This is a genomic window from Enterobacter cloacae complex sp. 677-3DZ2D5B (genome assembly GCF_004136695.1).
Classification (GTDB): domain Bacteria; phylum Pseudomonadota; class Gammaproteobacteria; order Enterobacterales; family Enterobacteriaceae; genus Enterobacter; species Enterobacter hormaechei_C.
Map to the genome: position 1 here is coordinate 105,902 of NZ_QFLS01000006.1, position 21,547 is coordinate 127,448.

At 59.1% G+C, this 21,547-nt stretch carries 20 protein-coding genes; 1 reads left to right on the forward strand and 19 read right to left on the reverse strand.

Annotated features, from left to right (window positions below):
* Positions 1-24: 24 nt before the first annotated feature.
* The 7 genes from DD597_RS10335 to tkt form a co-directional block, all read right to left on the reverse strand.
* The gene (locus tag DD597_RS10335; RefSeq protein ID WP_003860087.1) at positions 25-765 is read right to left on the reverse strand and encodes an oxidative stress defense protein; all 741 of its coding nucleotides are present in this window, start codon (positions 763-765) and stop codon (positions 25-27) included.
* Between the two features lie 92 nt (positions 766-857).
* Positions 858-1,493, reverse strand: coding sequence for an arginine exporter ArgO (gene argO, locus DD597_RS10340; RefSeq protein WP_039269094.1), 636 nt, complete (start codon positions 1,491-1,493; stop codon positions 858-860).
* Positions 1,494-1,638: 145 nt separating this feature from the next.
* A complete protein-coding gene (locus DD597_RS10345; RefSeq protein WP_022651818.1) occupies positions 1,639-2,493 on the reverse strand; it encodes a small-conductance mechanosensitive channel MscS in 855 nt (284 codons plus the stop codon).
* Positions 2,494-2,680: 187 nt separating this feature from the next.
* Complete coding sequence (fbaA, locus tag DD597_RS10350; protein ID WP_003860079.1) at positions 2,681-3,760, reverse strand: class II fructose-bisphosphate aldolase; 1,080 nt, start codon at positions 3,758-3,760, stop codon at positions 2,681-2,683.
* A gap of 92 nt (positions 3,761-3,852) precedes the next feature.
* Positions 3,853-5,016 (reverse strand): phosphoglycerate kinase, encoded by a 1,164-nt coding sequence (gene pgk, locus DD597_RS10355; protein ID WP_003860077.1) that lies wholly within the window; start codon positions 5,014-5,016, stop codon positions 3,853-3,855.
* A gap of 49 nt (positions 5,017-5,065) precedes the next feature.
* Positions 5,066-6,085: an erythrose-4-phosphate dehydrogenase gene (gene epd, locus DD597_RS10360; RefSeq protein ID WP_003860076.1), complete on the reverse strand. Its 1,020-nt coding sequence runs from the start codon at positions 6,083-6,085 to the stop codon at positions 5,066-5,068.
* A 337-nt stretch (positions 6,086-6,422) separates the two neighbouring features.
* The gene (gene tkt / locus DD597_RS10365; RefSeq protein WP_023314810.1) at positions 6,423-8,414 is read right to left on the reverse strand and encodes a transketolase; all 1,992 of its coding nucleotides are present in this window, start codon (positions 8,412-8,414) and stop codon (positions 6,423-6,425) included.
* Between the two features lie 272 nt (positions 8,415-8,686).
* On the opposite strand from tkt, the gene DD597_RS10370 reads away from it, so the two are divergent.
* Positions 8,687-9,445 (forward strand): M48 family metallopeptidase, encoded by a 759-nt coding sequence (locus tag DD597_RS10370; RefSeq protein WP_003860073.1) that lies wholly within the window; start codon positions 8,687-8,689, stop codon positions 9,443-9,445.
* A 45-nt stretch (positions 9,446-9,490) separates the two neighbouring features.
* Here DD597_RS10370 and DD597_RS10375 read toward each other — a convergent pair whose 3' ends face one another.
* From DD597_RS10375 to DD597_RS10430, 12 genes are all read right to left on the reverse strand, one after another.
* The gene (locus DD597_RS10375; protein ID WP_032610093.1) at positions 9,491-11,131 is read right to left on the reverse strand and encodes a thiamine pyrophosphate-binding protein; all 1,641 of its coding nucleotides are present in this window, start codon (positions 11,129-11,131) and stop codon (positions 9,491-9,493) included.
* Positions 11,132-11,144: 13 nt separating this feature from the next.
* Positions 11,145-12,614, reverse strand: a complete 1,470-nt coding sequence (locus DD597_RS10380; RefSeq protein WP_045342417.1) for an aldehyde dehydrogenase — start codon at positions 12,612-12,614, stop codon at positions 11,145-11,147.
* A 9-nt stretch (positions 12,615-12,623) separates the two neighbouring features.
* Complete coding sequence (locus tag DD597_RS10385; RefSeq protein ID WP_022651821.1) at positions 12,624-13,394, reverse strand: aspartate dehydrogenase; 771 nt, start codon at positions 13,392-13,394, stop codon at positions 12,624-12,626.
* A gap of 9 nt (positions 13,395-13,403) precedes the next feature.
* Positions 13,404-14,198 carry an SDR family oxidoreductase gene (locus tag DD597_RS10390; RefSeq protein ID WP_129256157.1) on the reverse strand — a complete coding sequence of 265 codons (795 nt, stop codon included), beginning with the start codon at positions 14,196-14,198 and terminating at the stop codon, positions 13,404-13,406.
* Complete coding sequence (locus DD597_RS10395; protein ID WP_129256189.1) at positions 14,182-14,952, reverse strand: alpha/beta fold hydrolase; 771 nt, start codon at positions 14,950-14,952, stop codon at positions 14,182-14,184. The genes DD597_RS10390 and DD597_RS10395 overlap by 17 nt, the downstream gene beginning before the upstream one ends.
* A 9-nt stretch (positions 14,953-14,961) precedes the next feature.
* Positions 14,962-15,492 carry a cupin domain-containing protein gene (locus DD597_RS10400; protein ID WP_017382915.1) on the reverse strand — a complete coding sequence of 177 codons (531 nt, stop codon included), beginning with the start codon at positions 15,490-15,492 and terminating at the stop codon, positions 14,962-14,964.
* A 10-nt stretch (positions 15,493-15,502) separates the two neighbouring features.
* Positions 15,503-16,759 carry an MFS transporter gene (locus tag DD597_RS10405; protein WP_099544153.1) on the reverse strand — a complete coding sequence of 419 codons (1,257 nt, stop codon included), beginning with the start codon at positions 16,757-16,759 and terminating at the stop codon, positions 15,503-15,505.
* A gap of 25 nt (positions 16,760-16,784) precedes the next feature.
* Positions 16,785-17,972 carry an NAD(P)/FAD-dependent oxidoreductase gene (locus DD597_RS10410; RefSeq protein ID WP_129256158.1) on the reverse strand — a complete coding sequence of 396 codons (1,188 nt, stop codon included), beginning with the start codon at positions 17,970-17,972 and terminating at the stop codon, positions 16,785-16,787.
* Complete coding sequence (locus DD597_RS10415) at positions 17,969-18,895, reverse strand: VOC family protein (protein ID WP_129256159.1); 927 nt, start codon at positions 18,893-18,895, stop codon at positions 17,969-17,971. Before DD597_RS10415 ends, DD597_RS10410 begins: the two co-directional genes overlap by 4 nt.
* Before the next feature lie 78 nt (positions 18,896-18,973).
* Positions 18,974-19,762 (reverse strand): IclR family transcriptional regulator, encoded by a 789-nt coding sequence (locus tag DD597_RS10420; RefSeq protein WP_003860053.1) that lies wholly within the window; start codon positions 19,760-19,762, stop codon positions 18,974-18,976.
* Positions 19,763-19,774: 12 nt separating this feature from the next.
* A complete protein-coding gene (locus tag DD597_RS10425) occupies positions 19,775-20,524 on the reverse strand; it encodes an SDR family oxidoreductase (RefSeq protein ID WP_129256160.1) in 750 nt (249 codons plus the stop codon).
* Positions 20,524-21,546, reverse strand: coding sequence for an aromatic ring-hydroxylating dioxygenase subunit alpha (locus tag DD597_RS10430; RefSeq protein WP_129256161.1), 1,023 nt, complete (start codon positions 21,544-21,546; stop codon positions 20,524-20,526). Before DD597_RS10430 ends, DD597_RS10425 begins: the two co-directional genes overlap by 1 nt.
* Position 21,547 lies beyond the last annotated feature (1 nt).

A 21,547-nucleotide genomic window follows, 5' to 3' on the forward strand; every position in this document is an offset into this window, starting at 1 on the left:
GGAGAGGGTTAGGGTGAGGGCAAACTACTGCGCCTTAGCCGCCTCAGTTTGCTGAGTTTGAGTTGGCTCCAGCTGGAACACCACATCAACCTGATCGTCGAACTGAATGGTTGGCTGCTCGTAGGTTTCCTGAGCAGAAACCGGCGCGGCGTCCGCCTTCATCATCCGCACCATCGGGCTTGGCTGGTAGTTTGAAACGTGGTAACGGACGCTGTAAACCGGACCGAGCTTGCTCTTGAAGCCGGATGCCAGCTGCTGCGCCTGATGAATGGCATCATCAATTGCCGCTTTACGCGCTTCGTCTTTATATTTTTCCGGTTGCGCAACGCCCAGCGAGACGGAACGAATTTCGTTCAGCCCTGCCTTCAGCGCACCATCCAGCAATCCGTTGAGCTTATCAAGCTGGCGTACAGTCACTTCCACAGTACGCACGGCGCGATAGCCTTTCAGGATGCTTTTGCCGTTCTGGTAGTCGTAATCCGGTTGGGTACGCAGGTTCGCAGAGCTGATGTCTTTTTTCGCGACACCGTTCTGTTCCAGGAAAGAGAGGTATTGCGCAACACGATCGTCTGCCTGTTTCTTGGCGGAAGCAGCATCTTTCGCCGCCACGTTCACTTCAATTGCCAGGGTTGCAACATCGGGTACCGCATCCACACTTGCCGTGCCTGAAGTGACAATGTGCGGGCCGTTTGGCAGTTCATTCGCCTGCACCGACACCGCACCTAAACTTACTAATGCCGCCAGGGCCATCACCTTAAACTTCACTGTCATTCCTCCATGTTGCGAAGAGAGCCCTGTTAACAGGGCTCATGCCAGCAAGCTTAGCGGGTCTTGTTCAAATGTCCATAAGACAACGCTTAGTTGAACAATCCCTGTACGTGATGAATGCCCTCTTTCGCCAACTGGAAGGCAATAAACCACATCACCAGCCCCACCAGGGTATTGATAATGCGCTGCGCTTTGGCGGTACGCAGTCGTGGTGCCAGCCATGCCGCCAGGATCGCAAGACCAAAGAACCAGAGGAAGGAGGCGCTGACCGTACCGAGCGCAAACCAGCGTTTCGGCTCAACGTCCAGCTGTCCGCCCAGGCTGCCCAGCACCACAAAGGTATCAAGGTAGACGTGCGGGTTAAGCCACGTTACGGCGAGCATGGTGACGATAATCTTCCAGCGCCCCTGCTTCATCACTTCGGCGCTCGCCAGCTCAAGATTGCTGCTCATGGCCGTTTTCAGGGCACCAAACCCGTACCACAGCAGAAACGCTACGCCGCCCCAGGTAACCAGCGCCAGCAGCCACGGCGACTGCATCAACAGGGCGCTGCCGCCAAAAATCCCGGCGCAAATCAGCAGCAGATCGCTCACCGCACACAGCAGGGCAATCATCAGATGATACTGGCGGCGAATGCCCTGGTTCATCACGAACGCATTTTGTGGACCAAGGGGAAGGATCATGGCCGCACCTAACACAAGCCCCTGAAAATAATAAGATAACATGACGTAATTCTCGCAGAGTTGTCCTGGAGGCAGACTATACTGCGGGAACGTCATTAGAGGAAATGGATAATATTAATTGGGGATTAGCTGGGCTAATAAAAGAAAAGCCCGGTGTCGCTGACGCTTACCGGGCCTACGGGAGACGTTACTCTGCTTCTTTGACTTTTTTGACGTTTACGTCCATCTGCGGGTACGGGAAGCTGATGCCGTTGGCATCGAAATCACGCTTGATGCGCTCCAGCACATCCCAATAAACGTTTTGAAGATCGCTGCTTTTGCTCCAGATGCGCACCACAAAATTAATAGATGACGCGCCCAGCTCATTCAGACGAACGGTCTGCTCGCGGTCCTTCAGAATACGGTCATCTGAAGCAATGATGTTGGTAATCAGAGACTTAACCTGATCGATATCGGAGTCGTACGCCACGCTGATGATCAGCTCGTTACGACGCACCGGCTCGCGGGAGAAGTTAATGATATTGCCCGCAATGATTTTCCCGTTCGGGACTACCACAATGCGACCATCCACGGTACGCAGGGTCGTGGAGAAAATCTGAACCTGCAACACGGTACCGGCAATACCGCCCAGATCCACATACTCACCGGAACGGAACGGACGGAAGGTCACCAGCAATACGCCCGCCGCCAGGTTAGACAGCGAACCCTGCAATGCCAGACCAATGGCCAGACCGGCAGCACCGAGCACAGCGATGACGGATGCCGTCTGCACGCCGACACGCCCCAGCGCCGCAATCAGCGTAAAGGCGATAATGCCGTAACGGACCAGCGCGGAGAGGAAATCGGCGACTGTGGCATCAATGTGTCGTGCGACCATCACCCGGTTGACAGCGTTCGAAACGATACGCGCCACGATCATCCCGACAATGATGATGGCAATAGCGGCAACAATATTCACGGCGTAGCTCAGCAGTAGCGCCTGGTTGCGCACCAGCCAGTTACCCGCGTTATTGATGCTGTCTACAACATCAAGTTGTTCCATTTATTCTTCCTTTTGTTAAACCAAAACACAAAATCCATCCCCCATGGAGACAGGCAGGTCAGTAAAGGGTAAACAAAAAGCACCGGCTTTGCCAAACAGATCACAAAATCAGGTATTGCAGGATATTGAAAAAGCATAAAAAAAGGCCCGCATATGCGGACCTTCTTGACGCTATGAACAGCTCAAATTACAGAACGTCAACCGCGTTCAGTTCTTTGAATGCCTGCTCCAGACGAGTAATCATAGAAGTCTGGGCAGCGCGCAGCCATACGCGTGGATCGTAGTATTTCTTGTTCGGCTGGTCTTCGCCTTTCGGGTTGCCCAGCTGACCTTGCAGGTAAGCTTCGTTGGTTTTGTAGTATTGCAGGATACCGTCCCAGGTTGCCCATTGGGTGTCGGTATCGATATTCATTTTCACTACGCCGTAGCTTACGGAATCTTTGATTTCCTGAGCAGAAGAACCGGAACCGCCGTGGAAGACGAAGTTCAGGCTGTTGTGCGGCAGGTTGTGTTTTTTGGACACGTATTCCTGAGAATCACGCAGGATGGTCGGGGTCAGAACCACGTTACCTGGTTTGTATACGCCGTGTACGTTACCGAAGGACGCTGCGATAGTGAAGCGTGGGCTGATTTTGCTCAGCTCGGTGTAAGCGTAATCAACGTCTTCTGGCTGAGTGTACAGTGCAGAAGCGTCCATGTGGCTGTTGTCCACACCGTCTTCTTCACCGCCGGTGCAACCCAGTTCGATTTCCAGGGTCATGCCCATTTTGGACATACGCGCCAGGTACTTAGAGCAGATCTCGATGTTTTCTTCCAGAGACTCTTCGGACAGGTCGATCATGTGAGAAGAGAACAGTGGCTTACCGGTTGCTGCGAAGTGTTTTTCACCTGCGTCCAGCAGACCGTCGATCCATGGCAGCAGTTTTTTCGCGCAGTGGTCAGTGTGCAGGATAACCGGAACACCGTAGTGCTCAGCCATCTGGTGAACGTGATGTGCGCCAGAGATAGCGCCCAGGATTGCAGCACCCTGAGGAATGTCAGTTTTCACGCCTTTACCTGCGATGAACGCAGCGCCGCCGTTAGAGAACTGAACGATAACTGGAGCTTTAACTTTAGCAGCAGTTTCCAGTACGGCGTTGATGGAGTCGGTACCCACGCAGTTAACTGCTGGCAGAGCGAAGTTGTTTTCTTTAGCTACCTGGAACACTTTCTGTACGTCATCACCAGTGATAACGCCAGGTTTTACGAAATCAAAAATTTTAGACATGTTGCTTAGTCCTGTATCTTCGGCCGTTAGAAATGGTGCGAGCTCTGATAAGCGCGCTGAAAATTGGGCAGGTTTCCCTGCCCCTGAATGGCTTACTTCTTAGCGCGCTCTTCGAGCATTGCTACTGCTGGCAGAACTTTGCCTTCCACGAATTCGAGGAATGCGCCGCCACCAGTGGAGATGTAGGAGATCTTGTCAGCGATACCGAACAGGTCGATAGCTGCCAGGGTGTCACCACCGCCTGCGATAGAGAACGCTTCGCTGTCTGCGATAGCGTTAGCCACGATCTCAGTCCCTTTGCGGAAGTTCGGGAATTCGAACACGCCGACAGGACCGTTCCACAGGATAGTTTTTGCGTTTTTCAGGATTTCAGCCAGTTTCTGTGCAGAAACGTCGCCCAGGTCCAGAATCTGCTCTTCATCTTTGATGTCGTTAACAGATTTCAGGGTTGCGGTAGCAGTTTCGGAGAACTCGGTTGCCACGCGAACGTCAGTTGGAACCGGGATATCACAGGTACCCAGCAGACGTTTGGCTTCGTCAACCAGATCCGCTTCGTACAGGGATTTACCCACGTTGTGGCCTTGCGCAGCAACGAAGGTGTTCGCGATACCACCGCCAACGATCAGCTGGTCAGCGATTTTGGACAGAGAATCCAGTACGGTCAGTTTAGTAGAAACTTTAGAACCACCAACGATAGCGACCATTGGACGAGCAGGTTCTTTCAGTGCTTTACCCAGCGCTTCCAGTTCGTCAGCCAGCAGCGGACCTGCACAGGCGACGTCTGCGAATTTACCGATACCGTGGGTAGATGCCTGCGCACGGTGAGCCGTACCGAATGCATCCATCACGAATACGTCGCACAGCGCAGCGTATTTTTTGGACAGGGTTTCGTCGTCTTTCTTTTCGCCTTTGTTGAAGCGAACGTTTTCCAGAACAACCAGCTCACCTTCGGCAACTTCTACGCCGTCCAGGTAATCTTTCACCAGGCGAACCGGGCTGGACAGTTTGTCTTTCAGGTAATTAACAACCGGCAGCAGAGAGAACTCTTCGTTGTACTCGCCTTCAGTTGGACGGCCCAGGTGGGAGGTGACCATCACTTTAGCGCCCTGCTTCAGAGCCAATTCAATGGTTGGCAGAGATGCACGGATACGCGCGTCGCTGGTCACTTTGCCATCTTTAACCGGTACGTTCAGATCGGCACGGATGAAAACGCGTTTACCTGCCAGATCCAGATCGGTCATCTTAATTACAGACATGGTGAATCCTCTCGTTGATTCTTAAAGTTTTGCAAGCGCAAGGTGCGCTCTACCTGAAACCTTTCGCGGCCATGGCTAACGTGGTGTCGAGCATTCGGTTAGCAAAGCCCCATTCGTTATCACACCAGACCAGCGTCTTGATGAGGTGCGCACCACTGACTCGCGTCTGCGTGCCATCCACGATGGCGCTATGCGGGTCGTGGTTAAAATCTACTGAGACCAACGGTAATTCCGTATAGTCAACTATACCATGAAATGCTCCCTGTGCCGCTTTTTGCAGCAACAGGTTGACTTCACAGGCTTTTACCGGTTTTTTCACCGTCACGCTAAGATCGATTGCGGTGACGTTTATCGTCGGAACGCGCACGGCAATCGCTTCAAAACGATCGTTAAACTGCGGGAAAATACGGGTGATCCCGGCAGCCAGTTTCGTATCCACCGGAATGATTGACTGGCTCGCCGCGCGAGTGCGTCGTAAATCCGGATGGTAGGCGTCGATTACCTGCTGATCGTGCATGGCGGAGTGAATCGTGGTCACGGTGCCGGATTCAATGCCATAAGCATCGTCTAACAGTTTAATGACCGGAATAATGCAGTTGGTGGTGCAGGAGGCGTTGGAGACAATGCGGTGTTCAGCGTGCAGCTCGTGCTGGTTAACACCAAACACGACGGTGGCGTCGAGGTCGTTACTGCCGGGATGGGAGAACAGCACTTTTTTCGCGCCAGCATTCAGATGCGCTTCGCCATGTTCACGGTTACCGTACACGCCGGTACAGTCCAGCACCACATCCACACCCAGTTCGCGCCAGGGCAGCCCTTCAATACTGTTCTCATGCAGTACGCGGATGGCATCGTCACCGACGAACAGCTGTTCCCTTTCCTGGCGAACATCCCAGGCAAAGCGACCGTGGCTGGTGTCATATTTCAACAAATGTGCCATGCCCGCAGCATCCGCCAGTTCATTGATTGCCACCACGGTGATTTCCGCACGACGCCCGGATTCATATAAAGCACGAACCACGTTGCGCCCGATGCGACCGAAGCCATTAATCGCTACGCGTACGGTCATAGATCTCCTGCAAAGCTATCCCTGAGTTTGAGGTGGCTGAAAGAGTAATCCAGCGACGCCCGAAGGGGAATCCTTGCTGTCACAAACTGCGATTGATTGGTCAATTGTCGAACATTTAATCGACTGAAACGCTTCAGCAAGAATAAGCGAATCGAGGAATAAAAGGAATGTCTGTCCAGATGAATAAGCGAGCTATATGACTTGCGTCACATTTTGGGTGGAATAATGCTTACAAAAAAGCCGGGTGGCGCGTTAGCGCTTACCCGGCCTACTTTATTCTCCCTCTCCCCGTGGGAGAGAGCCAGGGTGAGGGCATCAGCCCGCACCGGACAAACAATTACAGCAGTTCTTTCGCCTTAGCGACAACGTTTTCAACGGTGAAGCCGAACTCTTCAAACAGCTGTTCAGCTGGCGCAGACTCACCAAACGTGGTCATCCCGACGATAGCGCCGTTCAGACCCACGTATTTGAACCAGTAGTCTGCGATACCCGCTTCCACTGCCACGCGAGCGGAGACCGCTTTAGGCAGTACGGATTCGCGGTACGCGGCATCCTGCTTGTCGAACGCATCGGTAGAAGGCATAGAAACCACACGCGCTTTCACGCCTTCGGCAGACAGTTTTTCCCATGCGGCAACGGCCAGTTCAACTTCTGAACCGGTGGCGATGAAGATCAGCTCAGGCTGGCCCGCGCAATCTTTCAGCACGTAACCACCGCGTGCGATGTTCGCCAGCTGCTCTGGAGTACGCTCCTGCTGCGCCAGGTTCTGACGGGAGAGGATCAGCGCGGTTGGACCGTCCTGACGCTCAACGCCGTATTTCCACGCCACCGCAGATTCAACCTGGTCACATGGACGCCATGTGCTCATGTTCGGGGTCACGCGCAGGGAAGCCACCTGCTCTACTGGCTGGTGAGTTGGACCATCTTCGCCCAGACCGATGGAGTCGTGGGTGTAGACCATCACCTGACGCTGTTTCATCAGCGCAGCCATACGCACGGCGTTACGTGCATATTCCACAAACATCAGGAAGGTAGAAGTGTACGGCAGGAAACCACCGTGCAGAGCGATACCGTTGGCAATCGCAGTCATACCGAACTCACGTACACCGTAATGGATGTAGTTACCGGCAGTATCTTCGTTGATTGGCTTAGATCCGGACCACAGGGTCAGGTTTGATGGCGCCAGGTCAGCGGAGCCGCCGAGGAATTCTGGAAGCAGAGGGCCAAACGCTTCGATCGCATTCTGAGATGCTTTACGGCTGGCGATCTTGGCTGGGTTCGCCTGCAACTTCGCGATGAACTCGTTCGCTTTGGCGTCGAAGTCAGACGGCATGTCACCTTTCATACGACGGGTGAACTCAGCCGCTTCCTGTGGGAAGGCTTTCGCGTAAGCCGCGAACTTCTCGTTCCAGGCCGCTTCTTTCGCCTGACCCACTTCTTTCGCATCCCACTGAGCGTAGATTTCAGACGGGATTTCGAAGGCAGGGTGTTTCCAGCCCAGCGCTTCACGGGTCAGTGCAATTTCCGCGTCGCCCAGCGGTGCGCCGTGGGAGTCGTGAGTGCCCGCTTTGTTCGGAGAACCGAAGCCGATGATGGTTTTGCACATCAGCAGGGACGGTTTGTCGGTCACGGCGCGCGCTTCTTCTACGGCACGTTTAATCGAGTCAGCATCGTGGCCATCAACGCCGCGCACAACATGCCAGCCGTAGGCTTCGAAACGTGCGGCGGTGTCGTCAGTGAACCAGCCTTCAACGTGGCCGTCGATGGAAATGCCGTTGTCGTCGTAGAACGCAACCAGTTTACCCAGCTTCAGGGTGCCTGCCAGGGAGCACACTTCGTGAGAAATGCCTTCCATCATGCAGCCGTCGCCCAGGAAGGCGTAGGTGAAGTGGTCAACGATGTCGTGGCCAGGACGGTTAAACTGCGCCGCCAGGGTCTTCTCTGCAATCGCCATACCTACGGCGTTAGCGATGCCCTGACCCAGCGGACCGGTAGTGGTTTCAACGCCAGCGGTGTAGCCTACTTCCGGATGACCTGGAGTTTTGGAGTGCAGCTGACGGAAGTTTTTCAGCTCTTCGATTGGCAGATCGTAGCCAGTGAGGTGCAGCAGGCTGTAGATCAGCATAGAGCCGTGGCCGTTAGACAGCACGAAACGGTCGCGGTCTGCCCATGCCGGGTTCTGCGGGTTGTGGTTAAGGAAATCACGCCACAGGACTTCGGCGATGTCAGCCATGCCCATAGGGGCACCCGGGTGGCCGGATTTGGCTTTCTGTACTGCGTCCATGCTCAGCGCACGAATAGCATTAGCAAGCTCTTTACGTGAGGACATTTTAACTCCAGATCGGACTGTTAAAGGCCATGCCCTTGACGACAGCGCGTTTTGGGCTACGCCGGAAAAAAGTGCCAACAATGTAACCCAAGCCGCAGGGCATGTACATGGACCATTCTTTGGCAGCTTAAGAAATCTCTGGATCATGCTCGCATGTTGCGCAATCTGCTCGCCCGCCCCTGTAGATATTCCTTATACTTAGCCCGACACCGGCTTCGTTGACGGTGCATTTTTCGGAATTAATTCAGATTAACGAGTACGGAAGCAACATCATGAAAATGCGTGCAATCGGGCTGGCTGTGGGAACAACGCTCCTGCTAAGCGGCTGTCAGAATATGGATTCTAACGGCCTGATGACCTCAGGCGCAGAAGCTTTTCAGGCCTACTCACTGAGCGATGCGCAGGTGAAAGCGCTGAGCGACGAGGCCTGTAAGGATATGGATGGAAAAGCTACGCTTGCCCCGGCAAACAGCACCTACACGCAGCGTCTGAACAAGATTGCTTCCGCGCTGGGCGACAACATTAACGGTCAGCCGGTGAACTACAAGGTGTATATGGCGAAAGACGTCAACGCCTTCGCGATGGCTAACGGCTGTATCCGCGTATACAGCGGCCTGATGGACATGATGACCGACAACGAAGTGGAAGCGGTGATCGGCCATGAAATGGGTCACGTTGCTCTGGGTCACGTGAAGAAAGGGATGCAGGTTGCGCTGGGCACCAATGCCGTGCGTGCAGCGGCGGCCTCTGCGGGCGGCATTGTCGGCAGCCTGTCCCAGTCGCAGCTGGGCGACGTGGGTGAGAAACTGGTTAACTCCCAGTTCTCCCAGCGTCAGGAGTCGGAAGCGGATGACTACTCTTACGATCTGTTGCGCAAACGCGGCATCAATCCATCAGGTTTAGCCACCAGCTTCGAAAAACTGGCGAAACTGGAGGAAGGCCGTCAAAGCTCCATGTTTGACGATCACCCGGCCTCCGTTGAACGCGCGCAGCATATCCGTGACCGCATGGCGGCAGACGGTATTAAATAATACTCCGGCCCGGTGCGCGCCGCGCTACCGGGCAACAAGACTCAATCAGTACAGCGTTTTCTGTGGAGGCCCGGCAAACTTAAGGGCGCCAATCTGCCCCATCCGCACCTCTACCACCGACGGCCCCGGCATCGCCAGCGCTTCCATCATCACCGCGTCAAAATCCTCGGCCTGCTCAACGCTCCAGGCCTGTAGACCAATCGCCTGCGCCAGCAGGGTAAAATCCGGCGTATGCAGCGCGTTATAATACTGACGCCCGCCAAAATATTTATCCTGAATACCACGCATTACGCCGTAGCCCCCGTCGTTCATGATCAGCAGCGTCACGTTGGCTTTCTCCTGCGCCAGCGTCGCCAGTTCGCCTAAATTGAGGCTCAGGCCGCCGTCGCCCACCAGCCCCACCACCTTGCGCTGTGGGTTGGCAATCGCGGTGCCGATAGCCATCGGCAGGCCCATGCCAATCGCCCCGGCGAGGGAGTGAATATTCATCAGCGGACCGTTAGCCCTGAACAGGCGGCTACCCCACAGGCTGCCGGACACGGTGATATCGCGCACCAGCAGGCCGTCTTTCGGCAGGGCTTTCTCAATGGCGTCGTTAAGCTTCGCATAGGCGCCGCACTGCTCGCGCAGCCCCTGCTCAGCTTGCCCGACAGCCTGCTGTACCTGCGTATCCCACTGGGCGTTGCCCCACTCGCGGCCCTGCACTTTTTCAGCCAGCGCGCCAAGCAGCGCGGAACAATCGGCTATCAACGTGCTATCCATCAGATAGTTACGGCTTGCTGCCGCCGGGTCGATATCGAGCTGCACCCGCGGGGAAGGCAGCTCAAGCGTCCAGGATCGGGTTTCGTTGCTGCGCAGGCGAGAACCGGCCACCAACGTAAAATCACACTGCGCAATCAGCGCCTCAACCGACGGCGAATTATGGAACGCGCGAAGGCTGGCGCGGTGGTTGTCCGGCAGCACGCCGCGCGCGTGGGTGCTGGAAATCACGGTGATGCCCGCATCCGCCAGTTTTTTCACTGCCTCAGCGCTACCCAGCGCCCCGCCGCCCAGCCACAGCAGCGGCTGTTTCGCCTGTTTGAGCTGCGCCCACAGCGCGTCAACCATTCCGGTATCCACGGCCGGAGCCGATACCGGTTTGATCGGAGCGGTTACCAGCGACAGCGGAATTTTGGCGCTCTGAATATCAATCGGGATTTCCACCGAGACCGGTCCGCACGGCGGGGTCTGCGCGTCCTGGATGGCTTTATGCAGAATGGCTATCGCCTGATTCGCATTGCTGACGCGGTACGCCCGTTTTGAGCTGGCCTTCAGGAAGGTCAGCTGGTCACGGGTTTCATGGATAAACCCGGTGTCGGCGTCCAGCCAGGCTTTCTCAACCTGCCCGGTTAAATGCAGCAGCGGCGTGCAGGCATTCATGGCTTCCACCAGCGCGCCTACCGCGTTCCCGGCCCCCGCGCCGGTGCTGGTCAGCGCCACGCCGAGGCCGGAAAAGCGCCCGTGAGCATCGGCCATGGTGACGGAACCGGCTTCACCGCGCGCGGGCACAAAGCGGATATTGCCCCGCTGCCCAACCGCATCCGCGATCGGCAGGTTGTGAATGGAGATGACGCCGTAGATGGCCTCAACCTGATACTGCTCCAGCGTTCTGGCGATGGCGTCGCCGACGGTTATCATTTCGCTCATTGCTCACCCTTTCTCAGTCGCACCAGTGGTTGACGCTGTTACCCGTCGCCAGATAAATGCTCTTTTGTTGCATCCAGGCTTTCAGCCCCTGGATACCCTTCTCGCGGCCCAGACCGCTCTCTTTAAAGCCCCCGAACGGGGTCGAAATCGCAAAAACCTTGTAGGTGTTGATCCACACCGTGCCTGCCTCCAGCTGCTCGCTGAGACGCAGGGCGCGACCGGTATCGCGCGTCCAGATCCCCGCCGCCAGGCCGTACACCGAGTCGTTCGCCTCGTGGATAAGCGTGGCTTCATCGCCAAACGGCATCGCCACCAGCACCGGGCCGAAGATCTCTTCCTGACAGGCGCGGGCGCTGTTGCTCAGCCCTTCGATAATGGTTGGCAGAAAGAAGCTGCCGTTTACCAGAGCGGGATCGGCGGGGATCTCGCCGCCGCACAGCACGCGGCCCCCTTCACGCTTCGCCAGTTCGACGTACTGGATCACGCTCTGGCGATGTTTTTCGTTGATCAGCGGTCCTACATGGACGCCGTCGGTAAACGGATGTCCGACGCGCAGCCCGCGTGTTAATTCCAGCAGTCGCGCCATCAGCGGGGCGTAAATACTCTCGTGGATAAACAGCCGCGACCCGGCGATACACGCCTGCCCCGCCGAGCTGAAAATGCCGTAGCAGATCCCGCGCGCGGCCTGTTCGATATCGGCATCCTCCAGCACGATGGTCGGCGATTTGCCGCCCAGTTCCAGCGAGGCCGGGATCAGTTTTTCCGCCGCCACGTGCGCCAGATGACGGCCCGTGGTGGTGCCGCCGGTAAAGGAAATTTTCCGCACGCGAGGATGACGCGCCAGCGCATCGCCAATCACCGAGCCTTTGCCCGGCAGGACGCTCAGCAGCCCGGCGGGCAGCCCGGCCTGTTCAAAAATCCGCGCCAGCTCCAGCGCCATCAGCGGCGTGGCTTCGGCGGGCTTGAGGATCACCGCGTTCCCGGCGGCAATCGCCGGTGCGACCTTCTGCATTTCGCTGGCAATCGGCGAGTTCCACGGCGTGATGGCCGCCACCACGCCAAGGGGCTCGTAGCAGCTCAGCGTCAGCAGATCCGGCTGGCGCGGCGTCGGAAGTTCCCCTTCCAGCAGCTCGCAGGCGGCGGCAAAGTAGCGCGCCGTTCCCGCCGCGCTCATCACCAGCCCGCGTGCTTCCGCCAGCGGCTTGCCGTTATCACGGCTCTGCATCTGCGCCAGCGCATCGACGCGGGATTCAATAAGATCGGCAACTTTATGCAGGATCTTCGCGCGCATGTGCGGCAGACTGTTACGCCATGCGGGATCGCGCCAGGCGCGCTCTCCGGCGGCTACCGCCTCCTCCAGGTCATCCAGACTGGCGGCATTCAGCGTCGCGTTGATCGACCCGTCTGCCGGAAAGTGGCTCTGCATCGGGTTGCCGCCGCCGCGTCGCCACTGGCCGCCGATAAAAATCTTCAGATCGTCCATCGTCACTCCTCAGCTCAGGGCCAGCTCGCGGCAGGCGCGCACCGCGCTCAGTGCCGCCAGGGTGGAGGTTTTAGGATTAGAAGCCAGCGGCAGTCCGCTCAGTTCCAGATGGAACTCGCCGAATAATCCTTCGACATGCAGCGTGTGGGTGTTACGTTTCGTTGCCGGGTCAACCATCAGTTGCACGCGGGTGTCGTCCATCCCGACGCCGCCGAGCGCCACGGTCGCCGCCACGTTGGCGTTCGCCGGGAACAGGCGCGCCGCCTCGCGGGCGCTGCCCTCGAAGAAAACCTTTGCCTCTGACACCGCATTCAGATCGATAAGCTGCTCGGCATAGCTGCCGCGCCAGCTGGCCGGGCTTTTGCGCGACTGATAGGTAACGCGCTCAAGCCCGCCCTCTTTCGCCGCCGCCAGCCCGTCGATACCGGCCACCGCACCGGAAAGCAGGGTCAGTTTTCCGCCCGCGGCGAGCAGACGCTGCTCCAGCGCGCTGTCCGCCAGCGCGCCGGTGGAAATGATGGCCAGATGCCAGCCGCGACGCAGGATCTCTTCCCCGTACTGGGCCACCGCCTGCTGGCTGGCGCATTCCAGCACCAGATCCGGCGTTTGTGCGCACGCCATCGGCGACGTCAGCGCCTCGACCGCATTGCCAAACTGGTCGTGAATGGCGGGATGGTGAGACGCGCGCGCCACGATCCAGCCGATAGCCACGCCGGCGGGCAGGCGCTCAATCACCGCCTGCGCCATGGCGCCAAAACCAATCAACATTACCTTTTTCATGATGTGTCCTTACAGATGGCGGCAGAAGCCGCCGGAAACGTCCAGCGCCGCGCCGGTGGTAAACGAGGCCAGCGGCGAGGCGAGGAACAGCAGCGCCTGCGCGGGCTCCTGCGGCTTGCCGAGGCGCGCCATTGGAATGCCACGCTTGCGCGCGATATCCGCCGTCCACTCCGGCCAGCTTTGACTTTTGTCCGCCCGGCGTTCAAAGCGGCGCTGCCACTGACCGGATTCCACCATGCCGAGCAGTATGGAATTGACGCGAATGCCCTTGCCCACCAGCTCTTTCGAGAGCGTCAGCGTCATGTTCAGCAGCGCGGCACGAGCGGCGGAGGTGGCGATCATGTGCTCCTCCGGCTGTAGCGCCAGCAGGGAGTTGACGCAGGTAACAGAGGCAATGTCCGATTGCTCCAGCAGAGGCTGAAACGCCTGCACCGGGTTAATCACCCCGAACAGTTTGAGTTCGGCTTCGTGCAGCCACGCCTCGCGCGGCGTGTCATGGAAGTGCGCCACGAAGCCCTGCCCGGCGTTGTTGATCAGCATATCCGCCGCGCCAAAACGCGCCTGCACCGCATCCGCGAAGGCCTGAACTTCGTCGGCATTCAGCACGTCGCAGCGGTAAGCGAAAATCTCCCCGTGAGGAAATTCGTTTTGCAGCGTCGCATGGGCGCTGGCGAGCCGGTCCGCGTCACGGCCGCAGAAGGCGACTTTCGCCCCTTCTCCCAGCAGCAGGCGCAGCGTTTCAAAGCCAATGCCGGAAGAACCGCCGGTGACTACCGCTACGCGCCCGTCAATTTGTGCATTCATCGCGCACCTCTTCGTTAATGCGTAAAAGCTGTTGGTTGAAAAACGCGTCGTTATCGAGATAGCTGGCGTGCCCGGCCTGCGGAATGGCGATAAACGACATGCCGTAGCGCAGCGCCAGACCCTGAACCAGCTCCGGCTGGGTGATGGCATCCTGCTCGCCGCACCAGACTTCAAAACTGCCGGAATAACGCTTCAGCCAGCCGTGGATGTCGTCATGCGCCAGCATCCACGAGGCGGCAAGGTAGCCTTCCGGGCGCAGCACCCGCATGCCCGCCGCGACGGTGGCGATATCTTCCGCGCGCGCGCCGGGGCGCAGCAGCTTCGGGGCGCGGGTCTGGGCGAGGATTTCGCCCCCCAGCGCCATCTGCTGCTCGCGGTTGCGCCAGACCTGCTCCCGCTGCTCCGGCGCGGCATTGCCGTACCCCTGCGCCGCGTCGGCCAGCACCAGATGAATGACGCGATCCGGGAACTTTGCCGCAAAGGCGCTGGCCACCAGCGCCCCCAGGGAATGGCCGACCAGCACTGTCTGCCAGACACCGGCGCGATCCAGCATGGCCGCCAGCGCGTCGGCGTAATCCCCCGCGTTTGCCCGCGCTCCGGCCAGCATCGGGCTTTCGCCGTAACCGGGCATGTCCCACGCCAGCACGCGAAAACCGTTCAGCGCCATCTGCTTGTGCCAGGAAGCGGCGCCGGAGCTGATCCCGTGCAGCAGCATCAGCGGAATGCCGCTTCCCTGTTCACGAAAACCCGTCATCATGCCCCCTTAGTTCCGCTTCACTTTGGAAAGCGGATGGTCGGACGGATAGGTGGGGATTTCCGGCTTATTGGTCCCCAGCATGACGCACATCAGCGCCTCTTCTTCGCCGTGGTTAAACAGGCCGCGATAGATGCCCGGCGGAACGGAGATCAGGTCACGCTCGCGCAGCACGGTTTCGGTGTAGTTGTCGCCGTCCTGGATCATCAGCGTGATCTGCCCCTTGAGCATGAAGAACACCTCTTCCACGTCGTCGTGCAGGTGCAGCGGTCCTTCGCACTTCGACGGCAGCACCATGGTGGAGAAGGTAAAATGATCCGCCTGCACGGTATTGGTGTCGTTCGCCACGCCGGTTGCGCCGGTGCCGATGTAGCGCATCTGCGCCCGGCGATATTTCGGATCAAAATCGGCCTGGAACTTCAGCGCGTTCCAGTCGTATTTACGGCCTTCGAAGCGCGCGATGCGCGACTCGACCCACTCTTCCATCGTCAGATGGTCAGGTTTGATGCCTGTTTTGTTGGTTACGGTTGAATCAGTCATGACACTCTCCTCAGTAACGTCTCAGCAGCGGCAGTAACAGGACGCAGCCCACCGCCGCCATCACCGCCAGAAAAACCAGCCCGGAATCCATGCTGTGGGTGAAAGCGATCAGCGCGCCCATCACCGCCGGCGACAGCGCGCCCGCAAAGTTTCCCAGCCCGTTGAAGATACCGCCCGCCGTGGCGCTCACCCGGGGATGGGTGGCCTTCGCCAGCAGGGCGAAAATGTTGGGCGCGCCGGTGCCCCACATAAAGGTGCTGAAGCTCATCGCCGCAATGATGGCGAGCGGGGTATCCAGGTGCATCACCGCCGCCAGGCCTACCGCCGCCCCCGCCATCGAGATAAAGCAGGCCGCCGCGCGCTTATCGACCCGGTCAGAGAGCCACGCGCCAATCACTTCCCCTGCCAGCATGGCGATGAACGGCATCGACGACAGCCAGCCCGCATGCTCCAGGTGGATGCCTTTGCCCTTAATTAAGTAGCCAGGCAACCAGCCGTTGATGCCCCACAGGTAGGTCAGGAAAGCGATGTTAAAGATGCAGATGATCCAGAAGTGCGGGCTGACAAACAGCTCGCGCCGCGCCGCGCGCCGCTCGTCCCGGGACGCCTGCGAGGTGCCGGGTTTTGCCTCCAGGCGGATACCGCGCAGACCAATGCGCACAAAGATAAGCACCGGCACGGTAAGCATGGCCATCACAAAGAAAGTGCTCTGCCAGCCAAAGGTGTTCAGCAGCCAGAGGGAGAGCGGGAAACCAATCGCCGCGCCCACCGGGGTGCCCAGCAGCCACAGCATGGTGGCGCGCGCCTGCAAATGCTGCGGGAAGTTGTGGCGTACAATGGCGAAGGCCAGCGGGAACAGCGGTCCTTCCGCCACGCCCAGCAGAATACGCAGGACGATCATCAGCGTGTAGTTATGGGTAAAGCCCATCGCCACCATCAGCACGCACCACACTGCCATCATCCCGGTGAGCAGGCGCAGCGGCGCGATTTTGTCGCCTAAACCGCTTAAAAACACCGATGAGAAGCCATAGCTCAGCAGGAAAGCGCTCATCAGAATGCCGAGACGCGTGGTGTCGAAATCAATGCCCATCGCCTGCTGGAAATGGGTATCCGAAAAGAGCGCCGCGATGCTGATTTTGTCGAAAAAGGCCAGCAGCACGCAGGCCAGCAGCGACAGCGGGATGGCCCAGCGCACCGCTTTTTCGGGCGTGCGGGTCCCCTCACCGCTCGCCTCAACCGGCGCGGTGTTAGTCTCTAGTGTGGTCATTTCTCCCCCTACGGGTGCGGGTTAGCTATCGCAGTGACATCAGTGAAAATGTCGGGTCGGCAAGCGGTACGTCCGACAGATCCCGCCCTGCCGCCATCCAGCGCTTCGCCAGCTTGACGGTGCGCGCATCGTTGAACGCCACAAGCTGCGTTAGCCGCCCGTTGTCGTCCAGCGAGAAGTACAGCGCCTCTTCACGCAATATCGTTCGGCAGCCTGCCTGCGGAATGCCGAGGATCTGAATGTTGTGCTGGTATTGATCCGACCACAGCCACGGCGCGTCGTCATAACCTGGCGCATCGGGATTGAGCATCGCTTTCGCCGTCGCCACCGCCTGATTCTGGGCGAAGGCCCAGGACTGGATGCACAAGCCGTAGTGATGGTGCTGGGCGACATCTCCTGCGGCAAAGATGAACGGATCCGAGGTGCGTCCCTGGGCATCCACCACGATCCCGCGCCCGGTTTTCAGCCCCGCGTCACGCGCCAGCTCCAGATTGAGATCGACGCCGATCCCCACCACCACTGCATCAAAGGTTTCACGGTTGCCGTCGCAGTGGACGACCGGCAGGCCGCCGTCGTCCTCCAGCTCCAGCGCGCCGCAGCCGGTACGGATCTCCACCCCCTGCTCGCGGTGGATGGCCTCCAGGCGCTGCGACACCTCGCCGCTCACCGAGCGCATGCACAGCGCAGGCTGCTGCTCGAACAGCGTGACCGCCACGCCGCTTTTCCGCGCGGAAGCGGCAATCTCAAGGCCAATCCAGCCGCCGCCGATAATCGCCAGTTTGTGACTTTCCGACAGGCGACTTTTCAGGCGCTGCGCGTCCTGCCAGTGGCGCAGGGTATAGACCTGCGGATGGCTGGCCCACGCCTGCGAAGGCAGGCGCGCCCGACCGCCGGTAGCGATTAAAAGGATGTTGTAACTAAGCTGCTCGCCGTTGCTAAGAAGGACTTTTTTTTCATCGCGATCGACAGATTCAGCGCGCAGCGGTCGGTACCAGGTCAGGTTCAGCGCCTGCTGCACCTCGTCGGTAAACAGCCTTGGGAGCGCCGCGTCCGGTTCCAGCAGAGACGCTTTTGACAGCGGCGGCCGCTCGTAGAAATCCCATTCCTCTTCCGCTACCACGCAAATCTCGCCGTCGAAGCCCTCGTCACGCAGGGTTTTCGCCGCCCAGCCGCCTGACTGGCCGCCGCCGATAATGACAATGCGCGATGTCATACCGCCTCCGGCTTTTTCTGCTGACGGCGCGTGTCGTGGTCAATCCCGCCTTCCACCGCCCACTCGGTGAAGGAGACCAGGGAATGCTCCAGCTCGCGCGGCTGCCAGTTTTCCGTCAGGTAATCATCGTTGGTGTAATACTCAAACGCGCCGCCGGTCGGGCTGTTGACGTACCAGAAGTACGCCGACGACACCGGATGACGTCCCGGTCCGATAAAGGTGCTCCAGTCATGTTTATTCATCGCGATACCGCCGCCGATCACCTCGTGGATATCGCGCACGGTGAAGGCCACGTGGTTAAGGCCGCGCTTGCGGTTCGGCAGTTGCAGCAGGAACAGGTTGTGATGGCCGCCACGCACGCCGCAGCGCAGGAACACGGCGCGGTTGATATAGCGATCCGAGACCTGGAAGCCGAGCACCTCGCGGTAGAATTTTTCCACCGCCGCCAGCTCCTCCACGAAGAACACCACATGCCCCACGTTGATCGGCTGGGCGCGATCGTAAACCGGGCTGGGCGTGTCGATACGGCGGGCGTCGCCCCACTGGTTTATTGGCTCGACGTTAAGCTCCACGTCGGTCTGCTGGGTCACCTGCACGCGCAGCGTCATGCCGTTCGGATCGAGGCATTCCAGCGCGTCGCCCACTTCGCGAAAGCCGGGCTGCTGCGCCAGCTTCGGGCGCAGCGCGTCCAGCTCAGACTGGCTGGCAACCGCCCAGGTCATGCGGCGCAGGGTGTTGCCCGCTTCAAACGCGGGCGGCAGGTCGGGGCTGTCGATCGGGTTAAGCTCCACGCGCGCGCCGCTCAGGGTGGTGAAACGCTGGCCGCTGGCATCGCCCGTCAGGCCAAAATCACGCATAAATTTGGCGCAGTGCGTCAGGTCTTCCACACCAAATTCCAGCTTTTCAATTCCGGTTACACTCATCGTTCGTTGCCTCATCTGGCCCAGATTGGGCGTAAAACATGCCCGACGCAGTCAAGCGCCTGACGTTAACTCACTGATTTAACTGGCCTGTGATAGATACCCTAAGAAGCCAGAAATTTTATCCGCCGCAAGGCGAACCTCGTTTTGCAGGCGCTCGCGGTCGCTCTGCGGGATCTCCTCCGACGGCACCAGAATGCTGACTACCGCCGCCACGCGGCCGCTTCGGTCATACACCGGGTAGACGATGGAAGAGATGCCGTGGCGGAAGAAGGATTCGCCGATGACATACCCGCGGGCTTTGTCCTGCTGCACCATCTGCCACAGGGCTTCACGGTCGTGAAGCTGCCCCGGCGTGTTGCCCGGCAGACGCTCATGCGGGAACAGCTGTTCGAAATCAGCGCGGGAAATATCGGTCAACAGCATGCGGCCCAGCGAGGTACAGTGCACCGGCAGACGGGTACCAATGCTGACCTGGTTGATACGCGACCCGGCGGCACTGACGCGGGCGATGTAGATAATGTCGCGCCCGTCGCGGATCGCCAGATGGCTGCTGCACTGGCTCACGTCGCGCAGTTGCTCGATCACCGGCTGGCCGACCTGCGCCACGTCCAGCGAGGCGATGTACTCAAAGCCAAGACGCAGCACGTTCATGCCCAGCGAAAAGGTATTGGTGCGCGTGTTGCGCTCCAGAAAGCCCATGTACTCCAGCGTCTGCACCACGCGATAGGCGGTCGCCTTCGGCATATCTACCAGCCGGTGCAGCTCGGCAAAAGTCAGATCGCGATGCTGCTCGCCAAAGGCCAACAGCAGCTGTAAACCGCGCTCCAGCCCCGGCACCAGATACTTCACTTCCTGATCGTTTGCCATCATCGCCCTACCTTAGTTAAAGACAAAACCGCCGTTGACCGGGATCAGCTGTCCGGTGATGAACCGCGACAGATCGCTAAGCAGCCAGACCACGCTGCCGGTGACATCCTCCGGCTGCTGCGCCCCCGTTAATGCGCGACCGTTTTCGTAAAGCTGATGCCGCTCGGCCGGCACATATTCGGTTGCCTCGACGCGGGTTAATCCCGGGGCGATGGCGTTGATTCGAATGCGCTTTTTGCCAAGCTCGCGCGCCATTGATCGGGTCATGGCAATGACGGCCCCCTTGCTGGCGACGTAGGCCATCAGGCGCGGCGCGCCCCACAGCGCGGTGTCGGACGCCACGTTCACAATGCCCGCCCCTTCACGCAGCAGCGGCACGGCGGCGCGCGTCACCAGCCAGGTGCCTTTGACATTGACGCTCATCACCCGATCCCAGAGATCCGGATCGTAATCGAGCATGTTTTTGCCGCCGACGCCCGTCGCCATCGCCGCGTTGTTCACCAGGCCATCGATCTGACCCTGCTCGCCAATGGCGCTGAACACCTGCTCAATGGACTGTGGATCGGCCAGATCGATAACGTGCGGTTCGATCGCATAGCCCCGCTCGCTCAGGGCGTGGGCGCTTTCGGCCAGCTCGCCCTTCAGGATGTCGCACATCACCACCGCCGCGCCCTGCTCCGCGCAGGCTTTGGCAAAGTGAAAGCCCAGCCCGCGCGCGGCGCCGGTTATGACGATGCGCTTGCCGCTCAGCAGCCCGTTCATCAGGCGGCTCCCTGCTGTGCTTCACGCATCGCCAGCTGCTCTTTGGCGGCCTTTTGCATCATGCGGCGCAGGCGCGAAAGACCGACGTCGTGCTGATACAGGTACTCATGATCGCGCGCGTTTGGCGCCAGGCTTTCCAGCACCACGCGGTCCTGCTCCAGCACTTCCCAGTGCAGTTTTTCCAGACGGTTGCGGTACATGAAACGCCACATATCGCGCTGCCAGCCCTGCACCCGGCGAATGCGCCAGAAGAAGACGCGGCAGTTGTCGTTATCTTCCGGCACCACCATGCCGACGATAAAGAAGTGGCCGCCCGGCCCGAAGCGCTTCTTGTACGGAATGGAGAGGCGCATCCAGCAGGTACCGCTATTACCCAGCTCCACCCAGTCAAAATTGACGCCGCTCTGCCCTTTCTTCTCGAAAATAAAACCGGTTTTGGTCGGCTGGAGCACCATGTCAGCCTTGCGATCCCCTTCCGCCATCGAGTGCGACGAGGAGTGCAGATAGGTGCCGTGCATCGGGTCCATCACGTTTTCCAGCGCGTACTGGTAATTGCATTTCCACGCGGCGGTGCAGAGGAAGTTGCTGAAGTTTTCCGTGTCGGCGAGTTCATCCGGGAAGGTCAGTTCGTCCGGCTGCTGGTCCGCGGTGACGCCAAACCAGAGGAAGATGGCGCCGTGCGCCTCCTGCACGCTATAGCTGCGCACGCACTGCTGGCCGACCAGCGGACATTTATCTACGGCGGGCACGTCTTTCACTTCGCCGTTGCCCGCCACCTCTACGCCGTGATACCAGCAGGAAATGCGGTCCCCGAGGTTCCAGCCCATCGACAGGCGCGCGCCGCGGTGCGGGCAGCGGTCCTCCAGCGCCTGCACCTGGCCATCTTTATTGCGCCAGACCACAATCTGCTCGCCCAGGCGGGTGATGCCCACCGGCGCAGACTGCACTTCCCAGCTCGCCAGCACCGGATACCAGAGGCCACGCAGGCCTTTATCCAGATAATGTTGTACGGTCGTCGTCATC

Excerpts from the sequence above, each read along its gene's own strand:
- DD597_RS10370 (WP_003860073.1), top strand. The coding sequence starts at position 8,687 with ATGAAAATGCGTGCAATCGGGCTGGCTGTGGGAACAACGCTCCTGCTA.
- DD597_RS10425 (WP_129256160.1), bottom strand. The coding sequence starts at position 20,524 with ATGAACGGGCTGCTGAGCGGCAAGCGCATCGTCATAACCGGCGCCGCG.
- DD597_RS10395 (WP_129256189.1), bottom strand. The coding sequence starts at position 14,952 with ATGACGGGTTTTCGTGAACAGGGAAGCGGCATTCCGCTGATGCTGCTG.
- DD597_RS10390 (WP_129256157.1), bottom strand. The coding sequence starts at position 14,198 with ATGAATGCACAAATTGACGGGCGCGTAGCGGTAGTCACCGGCGGTTCT.
- tkt (WP_023314810.1), bottom strand. The coding sequence starts at position 8,414 with ATGTCCTCACGTAAAGAGCTTGCTAATGCTATTCGTGCGCTGAGCATG.
- DD597_RS10420 (WP_003860053.1), bottom strand. The coding sequence starts at position 19,762 with ATGGCAAACGATCAGGAAGTGAAGTATCTGGTGCCGGGGCTGGAGCGC.
- pgk (WP_003860077.1), bottom strand. The coding sequence starts at position 5,016 with ATGTCTGTAATTAAGATGACCGATCTGGATCTGGCAGGTAAACGCGTT.
- DD597_RS10415 (WP_129256159.1), bottom strand. The coding sequence starts at position 18,895 with ATGAGTGTAACCGGAATTGAAAAGCTGGAATTTGGTGTGGAAGACCTG.
- DD597_RS10405 (WP_099544153.1), bottom strand. The coding sequence starts at position 16,759 with ATGACCACACTAGAGACTAACACCGCGCCGGTTGAGGCGAGCGGTGAG.
- DD597_RS10400 (WP_017382915.1), bottom strand. The coding sequence starts at position 15,492 with ATGACTGATTCAACCGTAACCAACAAAACAGGCATCAAACCTGACCAT.
- DD597_RS10385 (WP_022651821.1), bottom strand. The coding sequence starts at position 13,394 with ATGAAAAAGGTAATGTTGATTGGTTTTGGCGCCATGGCGCAGGCGGTG.
- fbaA (WP_003860079.1), bottom strand. The coding sequence starts at position 3,760 with ATGTCTAAAATTTTTGATTTCGTAAAACCTGGCGTTATCACTGGTGAT.
- DD597_RS10380 (WP_045342417.1), bottom strand. The coding sequence starts at position 12,614 with ATGGACGATCTGAAGATTTTTATCGGCGGCCAGTGGCGACGCGGCGGC.
- DD597_RS10345 (WP_022651818.1), bottom strand. The coding sequence starts at position 2,493 with ATGGAACAACTTGATGTTGTAGACAGCATCAATAACGCGGGTAACTGG.
- DD597_RS10375 (WP_032610093.1), bottom strand. The coding sequence starts at position 11,131 with ATGAGCGAAATGATAACCGTCGGCGACGCCATCGCCAGAACGCTGGAG.
- DD597_RS10430 (WP_129256161.1), bottom strand. The coding sequence starts at position 21,546 with ATGACGACGACCGTACAACATTATCTGGATAAAGGCCTGCGTGGCCTC.
- epd (WP_003860076.1), bottom strand. The coding sequence starts at position 6,085 with ATGACCGTACGCGTAGCGATTAATGGCTTCGGTCGCATCGGGCGCAAC.
- DD597_RS10410 (WP_129256158.1), bottom strand. The coding sequence starts at position 17,972 with ATGACATCGCGCATTGTCATTATCGGCGGCGGCCAGTCAGGCGGCTGG.
- argO (WP_039269094.1), bottom strand. The coding sequence starts at position 1,493 with ATGTTATCTTATTATTTTCAGGGGCTTGTGTTAGGTGCGGCCATGATC.